The organism is Oxynema aestuarii AP17, from assembly GCF_012295525.1.
Classification (GTDB): Bacteria; Cyanobacteriota; Cyanobacteriia; order Cyanobacteriales; family Laspinemataceae; genus Oxynema; species Oxynema aestuarii.
This window is the reverse complement of record NZ_CP051167.1, coordinates 16,872-34,007: the sequence shown is the minus strand read 5'-3', so window position 1 is coordinate 34,007 and position 17,136 is coordinate 16,872. Positions and strand designations below refer to the sequence as shown.

Annotated in this window: 14 protein-coding genes; 4 read left to right on the top strand and 10 right to left on the bottom strand. The window is 50.5% G+C overall.

The features are described from left to right. Nucleotides 1–2: 2 nt before the first annotated feature. Complete coding sequence (locus HCG48_RS00135) at nucleotides 3–605, bottom strand: hypothetical protein (protein ID WP_168567349.1); 603 nt, start codon at nucleotides 603–605, stop codon at nucleotides 3–5. A gap of 580 nt (nucleotides 606–1,185) precedes the next feature. On the opposite strand from HCG48_RS00135, the gene HCG48_RS00130 reads away from it, so the two are divergent. Then, nucleotides 1,186–1,806: a L,D-transpeptidase gene (locus HCG48_RS00130; protein ID WP_168567348.1), complete on the top strand. Its 621-nt coding sequence runs from the start codon at nucleotides 1,186–1,188 to the stop codon at nucleotides 1,804–1,806. A gap of 188 nt (nucleotides 1,807–1,994) precedes the next feature. Here the strand turns inward: HCG48_RS00130 and HCG48_RS00125 are convergent, their stop codons facing one another. Further along, entirely contained in the window at nucleotides 1,995–3,908 is a 1,914-nt protein-coding gene (locus tag HCG48_RS00125) for a tetratricopeptide repeat protein (protein ID WP_168567347.1), read from the bottom strand. Between the two features lie 93 nt (nucleotides 3,909–4,001). Here HCG48_RS00125 and HCG48_RS00120 point away from each other — a divergent pair, with 93 nt between their 5' ends. Continuing rightward, nucleotides 4,002–4,253 carry a hypothetical protein gene (locus HCG48_RS00120; RefSeq protein ID WP_168567346.1) on the top strand — a complete coding sequence of 84 codons (252 nt, stop codon included), beginning with the start codon at nucleotides 4,002–4,004 and terminating at the stop codon, nucleotides 4,251–4,253. An 80-nt stretch (nucleotides 4,254–4,333) separates the two neighbouring features. Then, the gene (locus HCG48_RS00115) at nucleotides 4,334–4,600 is read left to right on the top strand and encodes a GlsB/YeaQ/YmgE family stress response membrane protein (protein ID WP_445974473.1); all 267 of its coding nucleotides are present in this window, start codon (nucleotides 4,334–4,336) and stop codon (nucleotides 4,598–4,600) included. 173 nt (nucleotides 4,601–4,773) lie between these two features. Here HCG48_RS00115 and HCG48_RS00110 read toward each other — a convergent pair whose 3' ends face one another. The 3 genes from HCG48_RS00110 to HCG48_RS00100 all read right to left on the bottom strand — a co-directional run bounded on the left by HCG48_RS00110 (nucleotide 4,774) and on the right by HCG48_RS00100 (nucleotide 9,148). Next, nucleotides 4,774–5,943 (bottom strand): polysaccharide biosynthesis/export family protein, encoded by a 1,170-nt coding sequence (locus tag HCG48_RS00110; protein WP_168567345.1) that lies wholly within the window; start codon nucleotides 5,941–5,943, stop codon nucleotides 4,774–4,776. Next, complete coding sequence (locus tag HCG48_RS00105; protein ID WP_168567344.1) at nucleotides 5,936–8,167, bottom strand: GumC family protein; 2,232 nt, start codon at nucleotides 8,165–8,167, stop codon at nucleotides 5,936–5,938. The genes HCG48_RS00110 and HCG48_RS00105 overlap by 8 nt, the downstream gene beginning before the upstream one ends. A 270-nt stretch (nucleotides 8,168–8,437) precedes the next feature. Then, the gene (locus HCG48_RS00100) at nucleotides 8,438–9,148 is read right to left on the bottom strand and encodes a class I SAM-dependent methyltransferase (RefSeq protein ID WP_168567343.1); all 711 of its coding nucleotides are present in this window, start codon (nucleotides 9,146–9,148) and stop codon (nucleotides 8,438–8,440) included. A gap of 194 nt (nucleotides 9,149–9,342) precedes the next feature. Here HCG48_RS00100 and HCG48_RS00095 point away from each other — a divergent pair, with 194 nt between their 5' ends. Next, nucleotides 9,343–10,446: a glycosyltransferase family 4 protein gene (locus tag HCG48_RS00095; protein ID WP_168567342.1), complete on the top strand. Its 1,104-nt coding sequence runs from the start codon at nucleotides 9,343–9,345 to the stop codon at nucleotides 10,444–10,446. A 162-nt stretch (nucleotides 10,447–10,608) separates the two neighbouring features. Here the strand turns inward: HCG48_RS00095 and HCG48_RS00090 are convergent, their stop codons facing one another. The 5 genes from HCG48_RS00090 to ilvD form a co-directional block, all read right to left on the bottom strand. After that, nucleotides 10,609–11,427: a WecB/TagA/CpsF family glycosyltransferase gene (locus HCG48_RS00090; RefSeq protein ID WP_168567341.1), complete on the bottom strand. Its 819-nt coding sequence runs from the start codon at nucleotides 11,425–11,427 to the stop codon at nucleotides 10,609–10,611. Nucleotides 11,428–12,600: 1,173 nt separating this feature from the next. Then, nucleotides 12,601–13,716 carry a glycosyltransferase family 4 protein gene (locus HCG48_RS00085; RefSeq protein WP_168567340.1) on the bottom strand — a complete coding sequence of 372 codons (1,116 nt, stop codon included), beginning with the start codon at nucleotides 13,714–13,716 and terminating at the stop codon, nucleotides 12,601–12,603. A gap of 61 nt (nucleotides 13,717–13,777) precedes the next feature. Beyond that, nucleotides 13,778–14,776, bottom strand: a complete 999-nt coding sequence (locus HCG48_RS00080; protein WP_168567339.1) for a hypothetical protein — start codon at nucleotides 14,774–14,776, stop codon at nucleotides 13,778–13,780. Between the two features lie 79 nt (nucleotides 14,777–14,855). Next, nucleotides 14,856–15,086 (bottom strand): hypothetical protein, encoded by a 231-nt coding sequence (locus HCG48_RS00075; RefSeq protein ID WP_168567338.1) that lies wholly within the window; start codon nucleotides 15,084–15,086, stop codon nucleotides 14,856–14,858. Nucleotides 15,087–15,286: 200 nt separating this feature from the next. Continuing rightward, on the bottom strand, nucleotides 15,287–17,125 hold the full coding sequence (ilvD, locus tag HCG48_RS00070) for a dihydroxy-acid dehydratase (RefSeq protein WP_320415762.1): 1,839 nt from the start codon (nucleotides 17,123–17,125) through the stop codon (nucleotides 15,287–15,289). Nucleotides 17,126–17,136 lie beyond the last annotated feature (11 nt).

The window sequence follows — 17,136 nt, the reverse complement described above, 5'->3', positions numbered from 1 at the left end:
CTTTACCAGAGGGCGCGCACGGGTTGAGGCTGTTCGATATTGTTGACCACTTTGCGCTCGTCGGTTTCTAAGATGACTCGCGTTCCCGGACGCAGCCAGGTTTCGTCACACTGAGCCGGAGTCACGGCATAGCTTTCGATGGTGCCGTCATTCAAGCGCAGTTGCAAGGTGGTTCCGTCGCACGAAATCACTTCGCCATCGACGCGCATCATCCGAGGGGCGCTCGTCGTCGTGGTCGTTCTCGTGGTCGTCGTCCGGTTCACCGTCGAGTCGTTCCCCATCGTCGGATCGATTACGCGCACTTGAGCGACTCGATCCCCCGTGTCGTCCATCATCACTTCGATGGTCATCCCGGGAAGGATCCCGAGGCGATCGCGCTCGTCTTCGGAGATTTCGACCACCCGCGTTTCGCCGTTCGGCAATTCTAAGGTGACTTGATCGTTGCGAATACTTTGAATCGTACCGCGTACCATTTCGTTCGGCATCATGTCCGTTTGGGCGACCAGTTGCGCTTGACGCCCTTCAACCACGGGACGCGCCATCGCCGGAGCGACCGTAGCGACGCAAAAGGCCAGCGACAGCACGCTACCCGTTAAGACTTTCATGTTTTTAATCCGCATAACATCCTCACGGAAAATCTTCGCTCTTGTTTGGAAACCCTGTCGCTTTAGCGCAGGGAGGAAAAACGATACGGGCGGTTTTAACCGCCGTCCCCTCGTGGGGGGGGGGAGCGAAAAGAGGTGCAGTTTTCGCTCGCTCCTGTTAGCCGGAGCCGCCTAAAGTGCACGGCGTCATAGCGCCTCGCCTAGGCTGGGTAGGGGCGTTTCGCGAAACGCCCCTACGAAAGGAGAGGCACGAAGCCCCGTCTCTTTAAAGCGGGGTGCTGACTTCAAGATAAACGTTCTGGACAGCTATTCCCCGATCGCGGGAGATCGACAGCTTTCGTGTTAAGAATACTGAATCGACGTGGAACCTTGGCAACAGCCTAGTCGTCCCCGCTTCCAGTTGTAATCTATCCAGAGATATAGACTGTTGTCAGAGCAACCCTGTAAATCTTTTGATTTTTTTGGTACTTTTCTTGGGCATCCGGCTTAAACCGGAACCCTGAAAATACTCAGGTATAATACTATCAGGTTTTCTCGAAATAGATTGGAATAGATTGTTAAGGATTAAAAATCATTAAAAATGGTGCGAGGAGAATTTCTATTTCAACGTTGGCTTGGCTTGAGTTTCACCGCCCTATTTCTGTTGCTATCGGGGCTAGATTCGGCTCGGGCCCAGACCGATCGCGAGGCGGGCGATCGCCTGGCAACAGCCAATATCCCCCTAACAGATTACAACCCCCAATTACCTCCCCTCGGCGACTACTCAAAATTTATTCCTTTTGAGGAACATTATCGCGACTCCTATCGTCTGGGAACGACTCGATTGGTGATTAAATTAAGCGAACGTCGCGTTTACGTTTACCGTAACGAAAAAGTCGCTACGAGTTATCCGATCGCCGTCGGAAAAACAGGATGGGAAACGCCGACCGGAAGTTTTCAAGTGATTCAAATGTTACGGGATCCGATTTGGGAACATCCCTGGACGGGGGAACTGGTTTATCCCGGTCCGGACAACCCCTTGGGCGCACGTTGGATCGGCTTCTGGACCGATGGAAAGGACTCGATCGGCTTTCACGGAACCCCCAATGAAAGTTTAATCGGACAGGCTGTTTCTCACGGTTGTATTCGCATGTACAACAAGGATATTTTGAGTTTATACGCTCAAGTTGATGTCGGGACTCCGGTGATTGTGGAACCCTAAGTTAGGGAGTGAGTGGAGCAAAAACAACAGGGAAGAGGCCAGAGGCGATCGATAAAAGGGAAGTGCGAAACGTTCTCTGGGGCGGGCATCTTGCCCGCCATTTCAAGAGTTTCAGGAGTCAAAAACTGGACGCTTTTATACGAATTTCCGATTCTCAACTCCCCCAATTTCCAATGCCAAAAACCGTATTACTCCAAAAATTCCCGATATTTTTGCAATAATTCTGGAATGTAATCGTAGCCATCGACCCCGATCGCGGGGAGGAATTGAGAGCGCAATTGTTGCAAAGTTTCCTGGAAACCTTCCGCACTCAGTTGTCCTTGCACCACGGTCAACAATCCGGCGATCGCGCGCCATTCTACCGCCTCAATTTGCTCTAGCAAATACATCCCCAACGACCCGGTAAAAATGGTTTTTGGAAGGTCATTTTGATGGTAATAAGCGCGGGCTAAATAGCTTAAAGTTAACCCTTGTAAATATAGGTCGCCGGAAATTTGTGCCGATTGCCAAGCTCGTTCGAGATGGGCGATCGCCTCCTGATGGCGATCGACGGTCACGTAAGCAATCCCCAAACTGCTAAAACATAGGGCTTGACTTTGGCGCAAGGCCGAATTGGCGGCGAAGTTATCTCCCAAACGCTCTAACAATTGCAAGGCTTGTTCCAAGTAGTTGACCGCACTTTCGTAAACGTCCGGGTTGAGTTCTTCTCGCTGGCGCGCTTGGAAGACCTCGCTAAAGCCTAAATTGGCGAGGGCGTTGGCTTCGCCCAAACGATCGCCCCCCTGACGGGCTAAAACTAATGCTTGCTGACTGTAGGCGATCGCCTCGCCGTACTCTTTGCGGCTCACGTGAGTGCGACTTAGGTGATTCAGGTTGGCAATCTCACATACACGATCGCCTTCGGAGCGCGCGATCTCCAAGCTTTCGCGGTGAAAGGCGATCGCGCGATCGTACTGTCCGATGGTACGCATGGAATAGCCTAACAGGGTCAAAATCCGGGCTTTTTCCTCGGTTCCTTCCGCGTGTTTGAGCGGTGCGTCTAGATATTGCAAGGCGCCGCGCAAATAATCTCCGCTAAAGGCGGCAAAAATTCCGCCGTAGAGGGGGAAATACTCCCGTCCGGCGAAGGCGCGCAAAATTTGCAAGGTCATTTGAAAACAGGCGCGGACGGCGCGATCGCGGGTGGTGGAACTGACCGTCGTTTGACTCTGAAAGCCGTGACCGAGTTGGGACCAGATCGTCGCAAAGGTCAGATAGGTGGCAATCGACAGTTTCGCGCCGATTTTGGAGTCGTAAACCATTTTGTCAAACCAGGTGACTAAACCCAGTTGTAAATCGCGCAAAATCAAGACTAATTGCAAAAAATCGGAGATTTCCACGCGATCGCGCCCTTGGACGAGATCGGCGATCGGACGATCGAAGGAAAGGTGACGGAACAGATCGCGCGCCAAGGAACTATCGACTTGTTTTTCCCAAGTGGCCCACGGTCCATCTTGTCCGGGAACGCCGCCGAATCCGAGTTGTCCGCGTCCGCGATCGTAAATCCAACTGACGAGATGGGGTTCGATTTGCGACCAGGATTTTAAACCGCTTTGCAGTCCGGCGGCGATCTGTTGCAGTTGCGATCGCGTCTCTTCGTCGGCGATCTTTTCACTTTTTTGCATTAAGGTTTTGGCAACTTCCCGGATTTGTTCTAAGGTTAAAATCTCGGCTTGATTGGGATCGATCGCCTCCAAAACAACGGTGAGGCAATCCTCCGGGGAAGCGGCTTCGAGACGATCGCAAATGGCGGCGATCGCCGCCGAAACTCGATTTTCTTTTTGCCAGCGTTCCCACTCTTTTTCGACGGTCTGCAAGGCGCGCAGTTGCCGATTGGCTTTCGCTTGTTTTAACTCGTCCGTTTCCTTTTTCAGTTGCCATCCCACGCGATTGAGGCGATCGCTCAAACATCGCTCGAAGATTTCCCCGGTTCCGCGATCGATCTCGCGCAAGAGCATTTGATAAACTTGTTCTTTCGAGCGAACTTTACCTTTGAGGGTCATTTCGACGATGCGATCGATCAGTTCGAGATAGCGATCGCTTAGAGAAGTAGATTCGGTCATAAATTTAGATTTGAGCTTGTAACTTTAAACAAAAACTTCAATCTAGTGTAATTCGATTTTAGATTTTCGATTGATGTTCGATTCTGGATCTGAGTGGGTAGACGATCGCTTCTAGATTCTCCCATCATCCTCGAATCGCTCGATCGCGGGCGGATCGCCGTCGAGGGTCGTCAGCTTGGTCAATCGGCGATCGCCCAAGCCCTAGAATTCAAAATCGCTCGATATTTTAGCGAAATGGCGAGTCAGGCGATCTGTCGCCCCTGTTTCTATCTAGAGTTCTATCTAAAGAAAGACGGCAATCGCTTATTTTTTCAAGTCGATCTCGATTGTTCTGCCTCTAGATAGATGGTCAACCCCACTTAAAATTGATAGCTTAGGAATGTGTCGGCCAAAGTAATAGAATTTGAATAAAGGAGCTTAAATTTATGATTAGCCTTCTATCTTGGATTATTTTAGGACTCATTGCTGGAGCTTTAGCAAAACTCATTTATCCCGGCAAACAAGGCGGTGGATTTTTAGCCACTACTGGCTTGGGAATCCTCGGTGCGTTAGTTGGAGGCTGGATTGGTAAAACTGTCTTGGGGGTCAGTTCCGCCGCAACGGGATTGAGTATTGCCGGAATTGTTACCGCCGTTCTCGGCGCGATCGCCGTTATTTTCGTCTGGGGTTTAGTCACGCAACAATCTGCCTAAACTTCCCTAATTAAGGATTTAGAAGGGTGAGCCACGCTCATCCTTATTTTTTTTTGACTGCGACCTAGGGGCGAAAATTGTTTCGCCCCTACTGGCTTTAATTCATGTTTTAATTGTTTTCATCGAGCCATAGCTATCTTTTCGCTCTTTGAGTCTGGCGATCGCCCCACTCCCTAAAAGAACCCATTTCTCAAAATATCGATTAACAAATTCGTCGGAATAATAAAATCGCCGACAAACTCGACAATCTCACCGCGTGTACTTTTGGGAACGACAATTACATCCCCTTCTTGGATCTGATAATTATCGGTTAAGTTGCTAATATCGATTTCTTGCTCTTCAATACTGCCATCTTCCCCGACTCGGATAAATTTAACTTCTGCCAAATCCGCTTTATCCGTCGGTCCGCCCGCGATCGCCACCGCACTCGAAATCGAACTGTTCGGCGGGACTTGCATTTCTCCCGGACGGGTGACCTGTCCCACCACCCGCACCCGCACGGTCTCCGGCGCCAGGGAACTTTGAGCGACGAGGCGCGGGTCGATGCCTTCCCCCGCTTCGATCTCGGGAATAAAAACAGCATCGCCGTCTTGTAAGAGCGTCTCGCGCGGTACTTCGGCAGACGATAGGGTTTCCCAAAGGTCGATCGTGAACGAACGCCCCTCCCCGGTGGGACTGTAGCGAGTGAGAACGATCCGGCTAATATCCGCTTTGCGCGTGACGCCACCCGCTTTTAAAATGGCGGCACTCAAGGTGGGCAGTTCGATGGCGAAGGTATTGGCATTTTCGGTCAATCCGGTGACACTGCTCAACTGTACCGGGCCGGGCCGTCGGACTTCTCCGGCGACGTTGATGCGGACGGGTCGCAGGCGCATGAGATCGATGCTGACCACGGGATTGACGAGCCATTCTTGAAGCCGGACGGTTAATTCCCGTGCTAATTGGGACGGGGTGCGATCGGCAGCTTGTACCGATCCGATCGAAGGCAGGGAGATCGTACCGTCGGGGAGAACGACTTGGGGGGTACTGTATTCTTCGTAATCGAAAACGGTGATTCGGATTTGATCTCCCGGACCGAGGAGGTAATCGGGATTGACAACTTCCGTGGGTAAAGTTTCCGGGGATGGCGGGCGTTCGCGTAGTGTGTCCCCAGGAGAATCGCCGGGTTGCTCCAGCTCTGGCGGGACGGGGCGCAACTGTAGCGGTAATTGTGGTTGTGACTGTGGCTCTGTTTGTGGCGACAATTCTGGAAGCTGACTCGCTCCGGGGGCGCTAGTGAAGGGAACGGCGAGCAGTAGGGAAATTCCCAAGCAATGGGAGAGTCGGGCGATCGGACTATTCATCGGCTTGCGGGACTTGAGGGGGTGCGGACTGACTGGGGGCGACCATCTTTTTCATCGGGATGGGATGGTCTTGCTTGTAGTAGGCTTGGGCGTGGTGGAAGTAGCTATCGGGTTCGTTCTGCATGATGACGCCGTTGACGACGATGCCCAATACATTGACGCCGGACTGTCGTAACAACTGTTGGGAAGCGGCGGCGCTGACGCGATCGATCGCCCCGGGACGGACGACTAAAACGATGCCGTCGCTCATTTTACCGACGGTCAAGGCATCGGCGGCCATCACTAACGGCGGAGTATCGATCAGGATGAAATCGTAGTCTTGCGCAAATTGCTCGATCGCCCCGGCCATCCGCTTAGAATCGAGCAAGGCCAAGGCATTTGGTGGAATCACCCCCGAGGGCAACACGTCGAGATTGTCGCTGACATCGAGGGTGGCTTGGTCGAGTTCGACTTGACCGACGATCGCATCACTCAAGCCTGCAATATTGGTTAAATCCCAGATGTGGTGTTGGATGGGATGGCGCAAGTCCGCATCGATCAAAAGAACCCGGCGCCCGAGTTGGGCGATCGCCAGCGCTAAATTCGCCGCTACCGCAGATTTTCCTTCTTTCGCCATCGAACTCGTGACGACGATCGTTTTGAGTTCTTTATCCGGACTCAAAAAGCGCAAATTTGCCTGTAACATCCGATAGGTTTCACTCACCACCCAGTGGGGGCGATCGCGCACGGGCAAATCCGGTGTAATTTGGTCGATTTTATTTTGAAAGAAAAACCCTTTTTTGCGATATTTGGGAATCATCCCCAACACGGTATAGCGGAAAACCTCGCGCACTTCTTTCGCCGTTTTAATCGACGGATCGATTAACTCCAATAAAAATGCCGTGACCACATACAACATTCCCCCGGCCACAATCCCCGCCGCCAAATACAATTTTTTACCCGATCCGACGGGAAATTCCGGCGGACTCGCACTCGCAATCACCCGCGCGTTCCCGACATTTTGGTTCTCGACGATCTGCACTTCTTGCAGATTTTTTAATAAAATTTCATACGTCGATTGAGCCGCATTGACTTTCCGTTCTAACTCGCGCAATCCTTCTTGCAAACGCGGCAAAACATTCGCCCGTTGCTGCTGCGAATACCTTGCCTCTTCTAAGGCTCTCACTTGGGAAACCAAGCCGAGACGTTGAACTTCAGAATCGACTAAATCTAATAACAGTTGTTGTTGGACTAAACCAATTTCAAAACTTTCTCGGGGCAGTTGCAGTTGACTGCCGAGAATATCTCGAATTCGCTCTTGTAATAATGCTTGCAAACTCACGCGCTTGCGCGTCAGATTGGCAATAATCGGGTGTTTGGATTGATAGCGGGTGCGCTGTACGGCTAAGTCGTTCTCGACTTGTTGCAGTTCCCGGAACAGGTTCTGTACTGCCATCGATTCCCCGATCGCCCCCAAGGCGATCGCCTGTGCGGAATTGAGGCCCATTTGTTGCTGTAATGCCGCACTGCGCGCCGTCGCATCGGCGAGAGCCGCTTCTTTTTTACTTTTTTCGGTCTCGATTTCGCCCATGACGAAAACCGCCGATCTCGCTTCTTCTTCTAGCTCGACGATATTATTTCGCTCTTTAAAATTGCGTAATTCGGCCTCCGCCCTACTCAATCTCGCTTCGATTTCGGGGAGTTCTTTATTAATAAATTCTCGGGCGGCGGCGGCTTCCGACCGATTGACGAGAATATTATTTTCGATGTAAACTTCCATCACTTTATTAACGACGGTTGCCGCTTCTTCCGGATTTCCCGCTTGATAGGTAATCAGCAACACGTCGGTGCCTTTAATCCCTTTGACCCCCAGTCCACTTAACAACCCTCCCGGGGGGATTAAATTGCCTTCGGGACCTTTTAATTGCAGTTCGGCGATCGTCTGCTCGATAATCGGCGTCGAACTAATAATTTCCGCTTCCGTATCTAGGGGAGAGTTGAGTTGGTAAACGGAATCGAGTTCGCCTAATTTGGCTCCGGCTTCGGTGACTAACGCCGAGGTGGTGTTCCGTTTTTTAATCAGTAACTTGCCACTGGCTTCGTAGGTCGGTTTGCGGGTGTAGGCAAATGCAAAAGCTAAAGCAAAAATTAATAAAAATACGCAGGAAGATGGAAGCCAGTGTCGTTTGAGAACTAGCCAATATTTCTGAAAATCGATGTCTTCGGTGTAAATTTGGTTCTCCATAAGTCTGTTGTTAACCTTCGGGATTGGGTCGGCGTTCCCCCAGCAATCTCGACTTGTTCCGCCGCCCGATCTACAGAACCGACGATCGCCGAACGACGGCTAGTACGAATCGATTGTACCCAAACGACTTTTACACTTCGACTATTCTAAGGCTATTCTATTTTACAAAATTGGATTTGTCTCTTGTGGGGAGCGATCGCGACTCCATCGGGGGGCGATTCGATCGCTGGCGAGGGAATCACTCACCCCCGATTCCCCCCTCCCTCTCTCTTACGAGTGGGTCGCTTCGGTTTTGCGCAAGACGGCAATAAAATCGGTCAGTTCGGCGTCAATTTGACCGAAGGTTAAGGCTTTAGTGACGGTGGCGAGAACTTTCCAGCTTGTATCGATCGCCGGGTGGCGATTTCGCAGGCGTTTTTGACGGGGATTTTCATATAAATAAAAATGTTCTACATTCAGATTGTGGTGGCGCGCAAATTCTTGGATCGCTTTGGGTGAAATCGTCTGTCTTAAAAATGTCCGGAAGGGGACGCGATCGTCTACTCCGGCGAGTTGTTCTCCAAAAATATAGCGGTACACCCAAACGTGAAATTGATGGGGAGTATATTTCGTCAGCAATCCTTTGAGGGACATGACGTTAGGAACGGCGACAATTAAAATCCCATCTTTTTTCAACGCTTTTTGACAGTTGGCTAAGGCGCGTTCCGGGCGATCGAGATGTTCTAAGATCCACCAACAAACGATGACATCATATTCGTTTTCGGGGAAATTATAGGTTTCGACATCTCCTAAAATTTTTTCGTCGAGAATGGTATTGCGTTCGAGTTGTTTCTCGGACAGATCGATGCCGACGAGGTAGGTGTTCGCTCCCATATCCAGATAGCTACAGGAACCACAGCCGACTTCGAGAACTTTTAACTGGGTTTTGTCCCGTACCAGGCGATCGAAAACAGATTGCAATTGCGGATCTTCTTCGAGCATAGAATTCCCCTAATCTTGCGAGGCTTCCGAACACGAATTTACACTCAATTTATCGTAAAAACACGATCGCTGTACGATATTTTAGTGTAAAAACATTTCTATTTTAATTAATGTTCTATTTTCGTTAAATAATACACAATGGTAGCACGATCGTTGACCGAATTTCAAAAAATAGAAGCAAGGGAGCATTTTTGATGGACAGTTCGTCGGCAATCGCCCCAACTCGGCTGCACGTGACGATGTTAGGCCCGACGTTACGGCAAAAAGGCGGTGTGGCTGCAGTGGAGGAGGCGATCTTTCGCCACGCACCCCCGGAGTTAAAGATCGATCACATTGTCACCCACGAGGAAGGATCGATCGCCCGGCGCCTCCAGGTCTTCGCTACGGGGTTGAAAGAATTGGCGGCCCAGTTAGGACGCGGCGAAACCGACCTGGTTCACATTCATTTTGCCGAACGGGGGAGCGTGTTTCGCAAGGCGATCGCCCTGTCCGTGGTTCGGCGTTTTGGCAAACCCGCGATTCTGCACGCCCACGGTAGCGAGTTTCACACGTTTTACCAAAATTTAGCCCCGGTTTGGCGCTCGGCGATCGCTCGCATTTTCCGGCAGTCTAGCTATTTAATCGTCCTTTCCGAAAGTTGGAAAACCTTCTACGTCGAACAGTTGAACTTAGACCCCGACCGGGTTATCCCGATCCCGAATCCGGTGGAAATTCCCCCGGAGGTTCCCGACCGCCGCGCCCAAACAACGGTCAATTTTTTGTTTTTGGGGCGCATCGGTCAGCGCAAAGGGGCTTTCGACGCGATCGAGGCGTTCGCCGCGTTACCGCCGGATCGTCGCGATCGCGCGACTCTCACTATGGCGGGAGATGGGGAGATCGAGAGGGCGCGCGATCGCGTCAGCCAGTTGAATTTAGGCGATCGCATTACCTTCCCCGGTTGGGTCGATCCGGTCCGACGCGCTCAATTGTTAGCTGAAGCCAGTGTGTTTGTGTTGCCCTCGTATAACGAAGGCTTACCGATGGCATTACTCGAATCTATGAGTTGGGCGCTTCCGGCGATCGCCACTCCTGTCGGCGGGATTGCCGAAGTGCTAACCCCCGACGAAACCGGATGGCTGGTTACCCCCGGCGCCATCGCCGAGTTAAGTGCGGCCATGCAACAGGCGATCGATAACGAACCGTTACGAATTCGCCTAGGTATAAATGCTCGGCATCGGGTGGAACCGCTCGATGTGAAGACGTATTGCGATCGCCTTCACCATTTGTATCGATCGGCACTCGAATCTCCCTCGAAGTAACTCAATGCTTCACTGAAGGGTATCGATGGCTTCTGGGGTGAAATCGACAATTTCAAACCCCTATTGCACCTACGGGCGATCGCCTTGTAGCGCTCTTCCCTGCGTACCGAAGACTGGGGGCGCGATCGCTCAAATCATCCCCTCGAAAAATTAAGAAAATATTTAATTCTGTAAGACCTCCGGACCCAACGGTTCGCAACTCTCCGAAGACCCTAACAAAGGAAAGAGTTTGAACAACTCGCCTTCTCCTTCCATCGCGACTTTTTGTTTCAACACCAGCCATAAAAACGGCAGGTCATCTAATAAATAGCGTTTCCACAAGCGTTGCGGTTCTGAAACTAATCGGTGCAGCCATTCCACACCCATTTCACTCATCCATTTCGGCGATCGTTGCTTGTGTCCGGCTTCAAATTCGATTGTCGCTCCAATCGCCAAAAAGATTTTAATATTCGGCATTAAATGTTTGTAACGAGCAATCCATTTTTCTTGTTTGGGCGCTCCCACGCCGACCGCCAGAACCGTCGCTCCGGAACGGTTGATGCGATCGATAATCGCCAAACATTCTTGCTCGTTTTTCTCAAATCCAAACGAAGGCGAAAGGGCGCCGACAATAATTTCTCTACCCACTTTCCGATTGATTTTTCCTTGGGCTTTCAGGGCAACTCCGCGACCCGCTCCTAACAAGAAAATCTTGATGGATTCGTTGTTTTTGTGATGGTTATAAAACGCCGGAAAGAGATCGGAACCGGAAATTTTTTCTTTAACAGGGGTTCCTAAGAACTTGGTGGCATATTCGACAATTTTACTGTCGCAAACTTTATAATCTGCCGACTCATAGCACTTGCGAAAATCCCGATCTTTTTGAAGCTTCATTAAGTGATCGACATTCGGAGTAAACACCACTCCAGATTCGAGTTGTTCTAGCAACTCTTTCATTGACAAGTTATCAATTAAAGTATTGAGGATTTTAATTGTTTCCATCACACACCTCCCAAATGTTCGACACCTTAAATGTAGCTGTAATTAATTTCCTGGCTTTTTAGATAAACAGACCGAGGCTTTCTCTCCGGACGAGCTGTCGGGTTAACCCCCCCGCACAATTGCTTTCTTCCTCTGGAAAAAAACAGATTATTTAGTTATGCTCTGGCTGGAATTCTGGGGCGATCGAAGTTAACTCGTTCTCCCTCAATCGAGGTTGAGTGGAGGTTTTCAGTTGTTCTTCTCACGCCTTCAAGGGAAACTCACTGGCTGAATTGGACTTCCATGCAGTTTGTACCTCTTTCGATTAAGTCTATTTACTTAAAAAGAGGGGGTATGCTTTCCCCGTTGTCCCCGTTAACGAAGAATACACCTGCATCGAAGACGAAAGATATTTTAGATTCGCTGAATCTTTAATATAGTTTACGAGTATAGAAGAAGCGCTTCCGTATGGAATAGGTATTTACCGAATATTTATAATGCTCGGGAACTTTATGAAGATTACGTAAAGATACTCGGTCAACTTGCATAAAAATGCGGACGCAAATCTACGGAAAAATCCCGAAAAATACGGATTGGCGATTCCGAGTCACCTTCCGATCTCGCCGCAACGACCCCAGAACGAGCCAGGAAGGGGCTTCAATCGGGAATTATGAAGGATTAGACGTGACAGACCCCTCGGAGAGCTTCTAGGGGTTTTAGCGGTTTTGCTTCCGATCGCTATTCCCGCGCTCCGTGATTTTGCGGTGGCGCCGGGGGAGCTGTCCCGGGCGATCGCCCCCCGAAATAAACCCCGGAAGGGTAAAGCCCATGAGGGGCTAAACCCCTTTTTAGCTCTCGATCGCCGATGCGAGCCGCTTAGCGCGCTTCAAAGGCGTAAATCTTGCGGAAAACCCCGAGCCAAAATGGCCGAATTCAGTAGCATTACTGATGAGAAATCAGGATTAAAAGAGGTCACACATTTCGTGAAATGGGGCGATCGCCGCGCGCCGTTGTAGAACAAAAATGAGGCGATCGCCCTCGATTCCCTTAAATTTTTGGCGACAAAAAAACCCGCATCGATCGGGTAACGGAGTAGAACAAAAATTGTAATCAAAAGATTGCGGTCGATCGTTGTGCCTCAATCTCGACGGCGAGGGGAATTGTTACGCGAAGATCGTCAGTATACCGCCCTCGTCAGGGCGTTTCAGATAAAGCTAGAAGCATTTTATCGGCGATGGTCGGCCAGTTTAATCGCGTTTTTATGGTTTGTTTCGCCGCTTGCGAATATCTTTTTAATTGCTTTAGATTGCCGAGCACTTCGATAATATACTCCGCCAACAGCTCCGGATCTTGTATCGGAAGCACCCGACCATTGTCGCGATCGTTCACAATTTCCGGCATTCCATCGCGATTGGAAACGATGCAAGGCACCCCGTGACTCATCGCTTCCATCACAAAAATGGGGAAAGGGTCGCAATAGGACGGCGACAACACTAAATCCGATCGCACGAACAGCTCGCGCATCGCCTCTCGCGACCCGATCCGTCCCGGATTGCTCACTCCTTCACTCAACGGGAGATTCAATTGACGACCGACGATCGTTAAGGTCGCGTTGGGTAACGCTTTTTTGACTTGAGGGAACGCCGCTAACACCAAATCGCCTCCCTTGCGTTTAAAGTCCGAGGCATTGAATAAAATTTGCTGAGAACCTAACGGTTTTTCCAACTCGTAGGGTTCGTTAAAATTAGGAGCCGAACCGACAACAATAATACGATCGCCCTCGATGCCATAATCTTCAATTAACGAAGATTTCACCCGTTGACTAATCGCAAAAATACGATAGGCTCGTCGGTACGTTTGCCGTTCGCACGCCATCCAGGCGGCTAATGCTTCGGGGGTCGAAAATGGCGCCCACTGCGGCCAATTTTGGGCGGCCAAGGCCATCGTGTAATCTAAATAAAGGGTGTAGGGAATCTCAAATGAATCCCAAAAAGGGGCGAACAGTCCGAACACGTGAAAGACTAAATCGGGAGGAGGTTGTAATTGTCTGATTTTGCGTTCGGCGTTCCGAGATTTGATCCGATAGGCTCGGGGATTTTTCTGAAACCAGCGATCGGCTTGACTGACGGAAAAGCGATAGGCAACTTTAAACAAAAAATTGGCAATTCGATCGAGGAGTTCGAGGGAATAGAACTCGCCACAGGGTAAAGTGTCGAACCGATCGAAATGTGGCGATAAGGCTTGAAACAGATATTGGCGGCGATAGAGGAAACCCGGTTCTCCTGTGGCGACAATGCGTTTAAATTTCATGTTATTTTCTACGAAAGGCTGTAGGTTGAAAAGCCAGCGATCGCCGAATCGTTTGGGAAGCTTAAGAGCGCTTTTCAAACACTTCACTGTTTTGACAGACGGTCATTTTTTGCCGCATCTCGGGGCTGAGGCGATCGTACTGGTGTAAGACGTTAACGATACTGCCATCGGCGTTTACCAGCCATCCGTCAGGGTCGAATTGCAATTGTTCGGCATTGGCATAGTGTAATGTCAGCACCGGACCGCAAAAATTTTCATAAAAAACTACATTTTTTAATGTTCCCATTTGCACGGTGTAGTTGTGAACCGCTTGATCGATCCCCCAAACGTGTTGTTTGAGTTCGATGGTATTATCGACAACGGTTTCTAAATACTCTAAAATGGCACGGCGAGAACCGATAATCGTTCCGGCACAAGAAATACGACGATCGCCGATTTCATCGAGGACGTGTTGTCCGTATCCTTCGCGCAACCAAGTCGAATTGACCTCACACGATCCGAGGCTTTTGGTTTCGTCTTCGAGAAAACAGCACAGGCGATCGCCGATCTCGAAATCAAAGGGATTGCGTTGAAAAATAACATCGCGAACGTCCGTTAACATCACGTTATCGTAAGGTTGAGAGCATTCGCTCAAATATAGATAATACAACAAGTAACGTGCCGAAAACATGTTGACGAACTTCGCTGCAATTTGAGCCCGCGCTCGGATAGGGTTATTGAGGCGATCGCTCACGACTTTGACGAGATAAGAATTGAGGCGGTTGAGAGGGAAAAAGTTCGCAACGAGCAAGTGATAGAAATACGCTTTTTTCACTTGCCATCGTCCTTTCTGATACAGGGGGACGTTAATGTACCACTCGTTCATCGGGATTAATTTGACGCCGAATTCGGCGATCGCGTCGAGGGTTTTTTGGCTCAAATCCGAATAAACAAAGCAAATATCCCCTGCATAACCGCAGTTTTTTAAAGAAATCAGAAAAGGTTTGATTTTTTCAAATTCATAGCGCTTGACTAAGCCGAGAATTAAATTGTTATCGTTAGCAGAGCTGGGTTGATTCATGAGACCTTTTCACCCAAAATGGCAATTTTTTAATGAATGAATCAAGTTTCGATCTTAAACAGCGAGTTGTTCGGCCAATTTAGCCACCGCGTCGGGCGGTAGGATGGCTCGTAATTCCCGGGTAGCATTTGCGGCGCTCTCGTTCCCAAATTTCAAGGGGAATTGGCGGCGAATTCGGCGGCCAATTGTAAACATTGATACCCCAGCGATCGCCCAGTTGTGCCAGGTGTTGGGCGCTACGCGATCGCAGAAGTTCGCAACCTCCCCAAGCGACCGAGCCACTGGTGGAAATCGATGCAATTTTTTGCATAAAATTTAGGGTAAAAAATGGGGATATTTTAATCTTGCATCATACAATATCACTCTTCGAGGTCAAAACATACCGATCGCACCTCCAAGGTAATATAGGATGCAATTTTTCAAGGCGATCGGCAGATGGATTCCCCCAGAAGCCTCCGGGGAAATCCACCAATTCAAATCACAGGGAGAGACAACCCTCTACCCGATCCCTCAATCGAGGAAACTCTTATCTCGTACCGCGCCTTTATCCGCACTGGTGGCGAACTTCGCATACGCCTTGAGCGCCGTACTCACCTTGCGGGGACGCGCTTCGGCGGGTTTCCAACCTTTCGCATCCTGTTCGGCGCGACGGCGGGTCAACTCCTCATCGTCGAGTAAAACATTAATGCGACGCTGGGGAATGTCGATCGCGATCGCGTCCCCATCTTTCAACAAGCCGATCGCACCGCCGGACGCCGCCTCGGGAGAAACATGACCGATCGACAGACCCGAAGTTCCCCCGGAAAAACGACCGTCGGTGAGCAGCGCACACACTTTACCCAAGCCTTTCGATTTCAAATAAGACGTCGGATATAACATCTCTTGCATTCCCGGGCCGCCTTTGGGTCCTTCGTAACGAATGACCACCACATCCCCCGGTTGGACTTCATCGGCCAAAATGCCCTTGACCGCGCTATCCTGGGATTCAAAGATTTTCGCTTTCCCTTGAAAGACCAAAATCGACTCGTCCACTCCCGCCGTTTTCACCACGCAGCCATCTACGGCAATATTGCCGTAGAGTACCGCCAAACCGCCTTCTTGGGAGTAGGCATTCTCAAAATTGCGGATACAGCCTTCGGCGCGATCGCGATCCAACGAGGGCCAGCGCGTATCTTGGATAAACGCAGTTTGGGTGGGAATTCCCGCCGGACCCGCCTGATAAAACTCGACCACTTCAGGCGCCGGATTGCGCATCACGTCCCACTTGTCCAGCGCTTCTTTCAGCGTCGCACTGTGGACCGTCGGTAACTGGCTATGCAGCAATCGAGCGCGATCGAGTTCGCCGAGAATTCCCATAATTCCCCCGGCGCGGTGAACGTCTTCGATATGATATTTCTGAGTATTGGGGGCGACTTTACACAACTGAGGAATCGAACGAGAGCGGCGATCGATATCTTTGAGATCGAAATCGACCTCAGCTTCCTGCGCCGCCGCCAGCAGGTGTAAAATCGTATTCGTCGAGCCGCCCATGGCGATATCTAACGAGATCGCGTTCTCGAACGCCTCGAAACTGGCGATCGCGCGAGGTAATACCGACTCGTCTCCGTCTTCGTAATACCGCTTGGCATTTTTGACGATGAGTTGCGCTGCGTCGAGGAACAGTTGCTTGCGATCGAAATGCGTCGCCAGAGTCGTTCCGTTCCCCGGTAGCGACAACCCGATCGCCTCCGTCAAGCAGTTCATCGAATTCGCCGTAAACATCCCCGAACAAGAACCGCACGTCGGACAAGCACTGCGCTCGTATTCCGCCACCACCTCATCCGAGACGCTGTCATCGGCTGCAATCACCATCGCATCGACCAAATCTAACTTATGTTCGGCCAACTTCGTCTTACCCGCTTCCATCGGGCCGCCAGACACGAACACCGCCGGAATGTTCAATCGCAACGCCGCCATCAGCATTCCGGGGGTGATTTTATCGCAGTTAGAAATACACACCAGCGCGTCCGCACAGTGAGCGTTGACCATATATTCGACCGAATCGGCGATAATTTCACGACTGGGTAAACTGTAGAGCATCCCATCGTGACCCATCGCAATGCCATCGTCTACCGCAATCGTATTGAACTCCTTCGCCACACCGCCAGCCTTTTCGATTTCGCGCGCGACAAGCTGTCCGAGATCCTTTAAATGAACGTGACCCGGGACGAATTGCGTAAAAGAATTGGCAACCGCAATAATAGGCTTGTGGAAATCCTCGTCCGTCATTCCCGTCGCACGCCACAGCGCGCGGGCCCCCGCCATATTCCGTCCGGCGGTTGACGTTTTAGAGCGATATTCAGGCATCATTCTCCTCTCTC

Coding starts and splice junctions, on each gene's coding strand:
- HCG48_RS00135 (WP_168567349.1), bottom strand. CDS start 605: ATGAAAGTCTTAACGGGTAGCGTGCTGTCGCTGGCCTTTTGCGTCGCT.
- HCG48_RS00130 (WP_168567348.1), top strand. CDS start 1,186: ATGGTGCGAGGAGAATTTCTATTTCAACGTTGGCTTGGCTTGAGTTTC.
- HCG48_RS00125 (WP_168567347.1), bottom strand. CDS start 3,908: ATGACCGAATCTACTTCTCTAAGCGATCGCTATCTCGAACTGATCGAT.
- HCG48_RS00115 (WP_445974473.1), top strand. CDS start 4,334: ATGATTAGCCTTCTATCTTGGATTATTTTAGGACTCATTGCTGGAGCT.
- HCG48_RS00110 (WP_168567345.1), bottom strand. CDS start 5,943: ATGAATAGTCCGATCGCCCGACTCTCCCATTGCTTGGGAATTTCCCTA.
- HCG48_RS00105 (WP_168567344.1), bottom strand. CDS start 8,167: ATGGAGAACCAAATTTACACCGAAGACATCGATTTTCAGAAATATTGG.
- HCG48_RS00100 (WP_168567343.1), bottom strand. CDS start 9,148: ATGCTCGAAGAAGATCCGCAATTGCAATCTGTTTTCGATCGCCTGGTA.
- HCG48_RS00095 (WP_168567342.1), top strand. CDS start 9,343: ATGGACAGTTCGTCGGCAATCGCCCCAACTCGGCTGCACGTGACGATG.
- HCG48_RS00090 (WP_168567341.1), bottom strand. CDS start 11,427: ATGGAAACAATTAAAATCCTCAATACTTTAATTGATAACTTGTCAATG.
- HCG48_RS00085 (WP_168567340.1), bottom strand. CDS start 13,716: ATGAAATTTAAACGCATTGTCGCCACAGGAGAACCGGGTTTCCTCTAT.
- HCG48_RS00080 (WP_168567339.1), bottom strand. CDS start 14,776: ATGAATCAACCCAGCTCTGCTAACGATAACAATTTAATTCTCGGCTTA.
- HCG48_RS00075 (WP_168567338.1), bottom strand. CDS start 15,086: ATGCAAAAAATTGCATCGATTTCCACCAGTGGCTCGGTCGCTTGGGGA.
- ilvD (WP_320415762.1), bottom strand. CDS start 17,125: ATGATGCCTGAATATCGCTCTAAAACGTCAACCGCCGGACGGAATATG.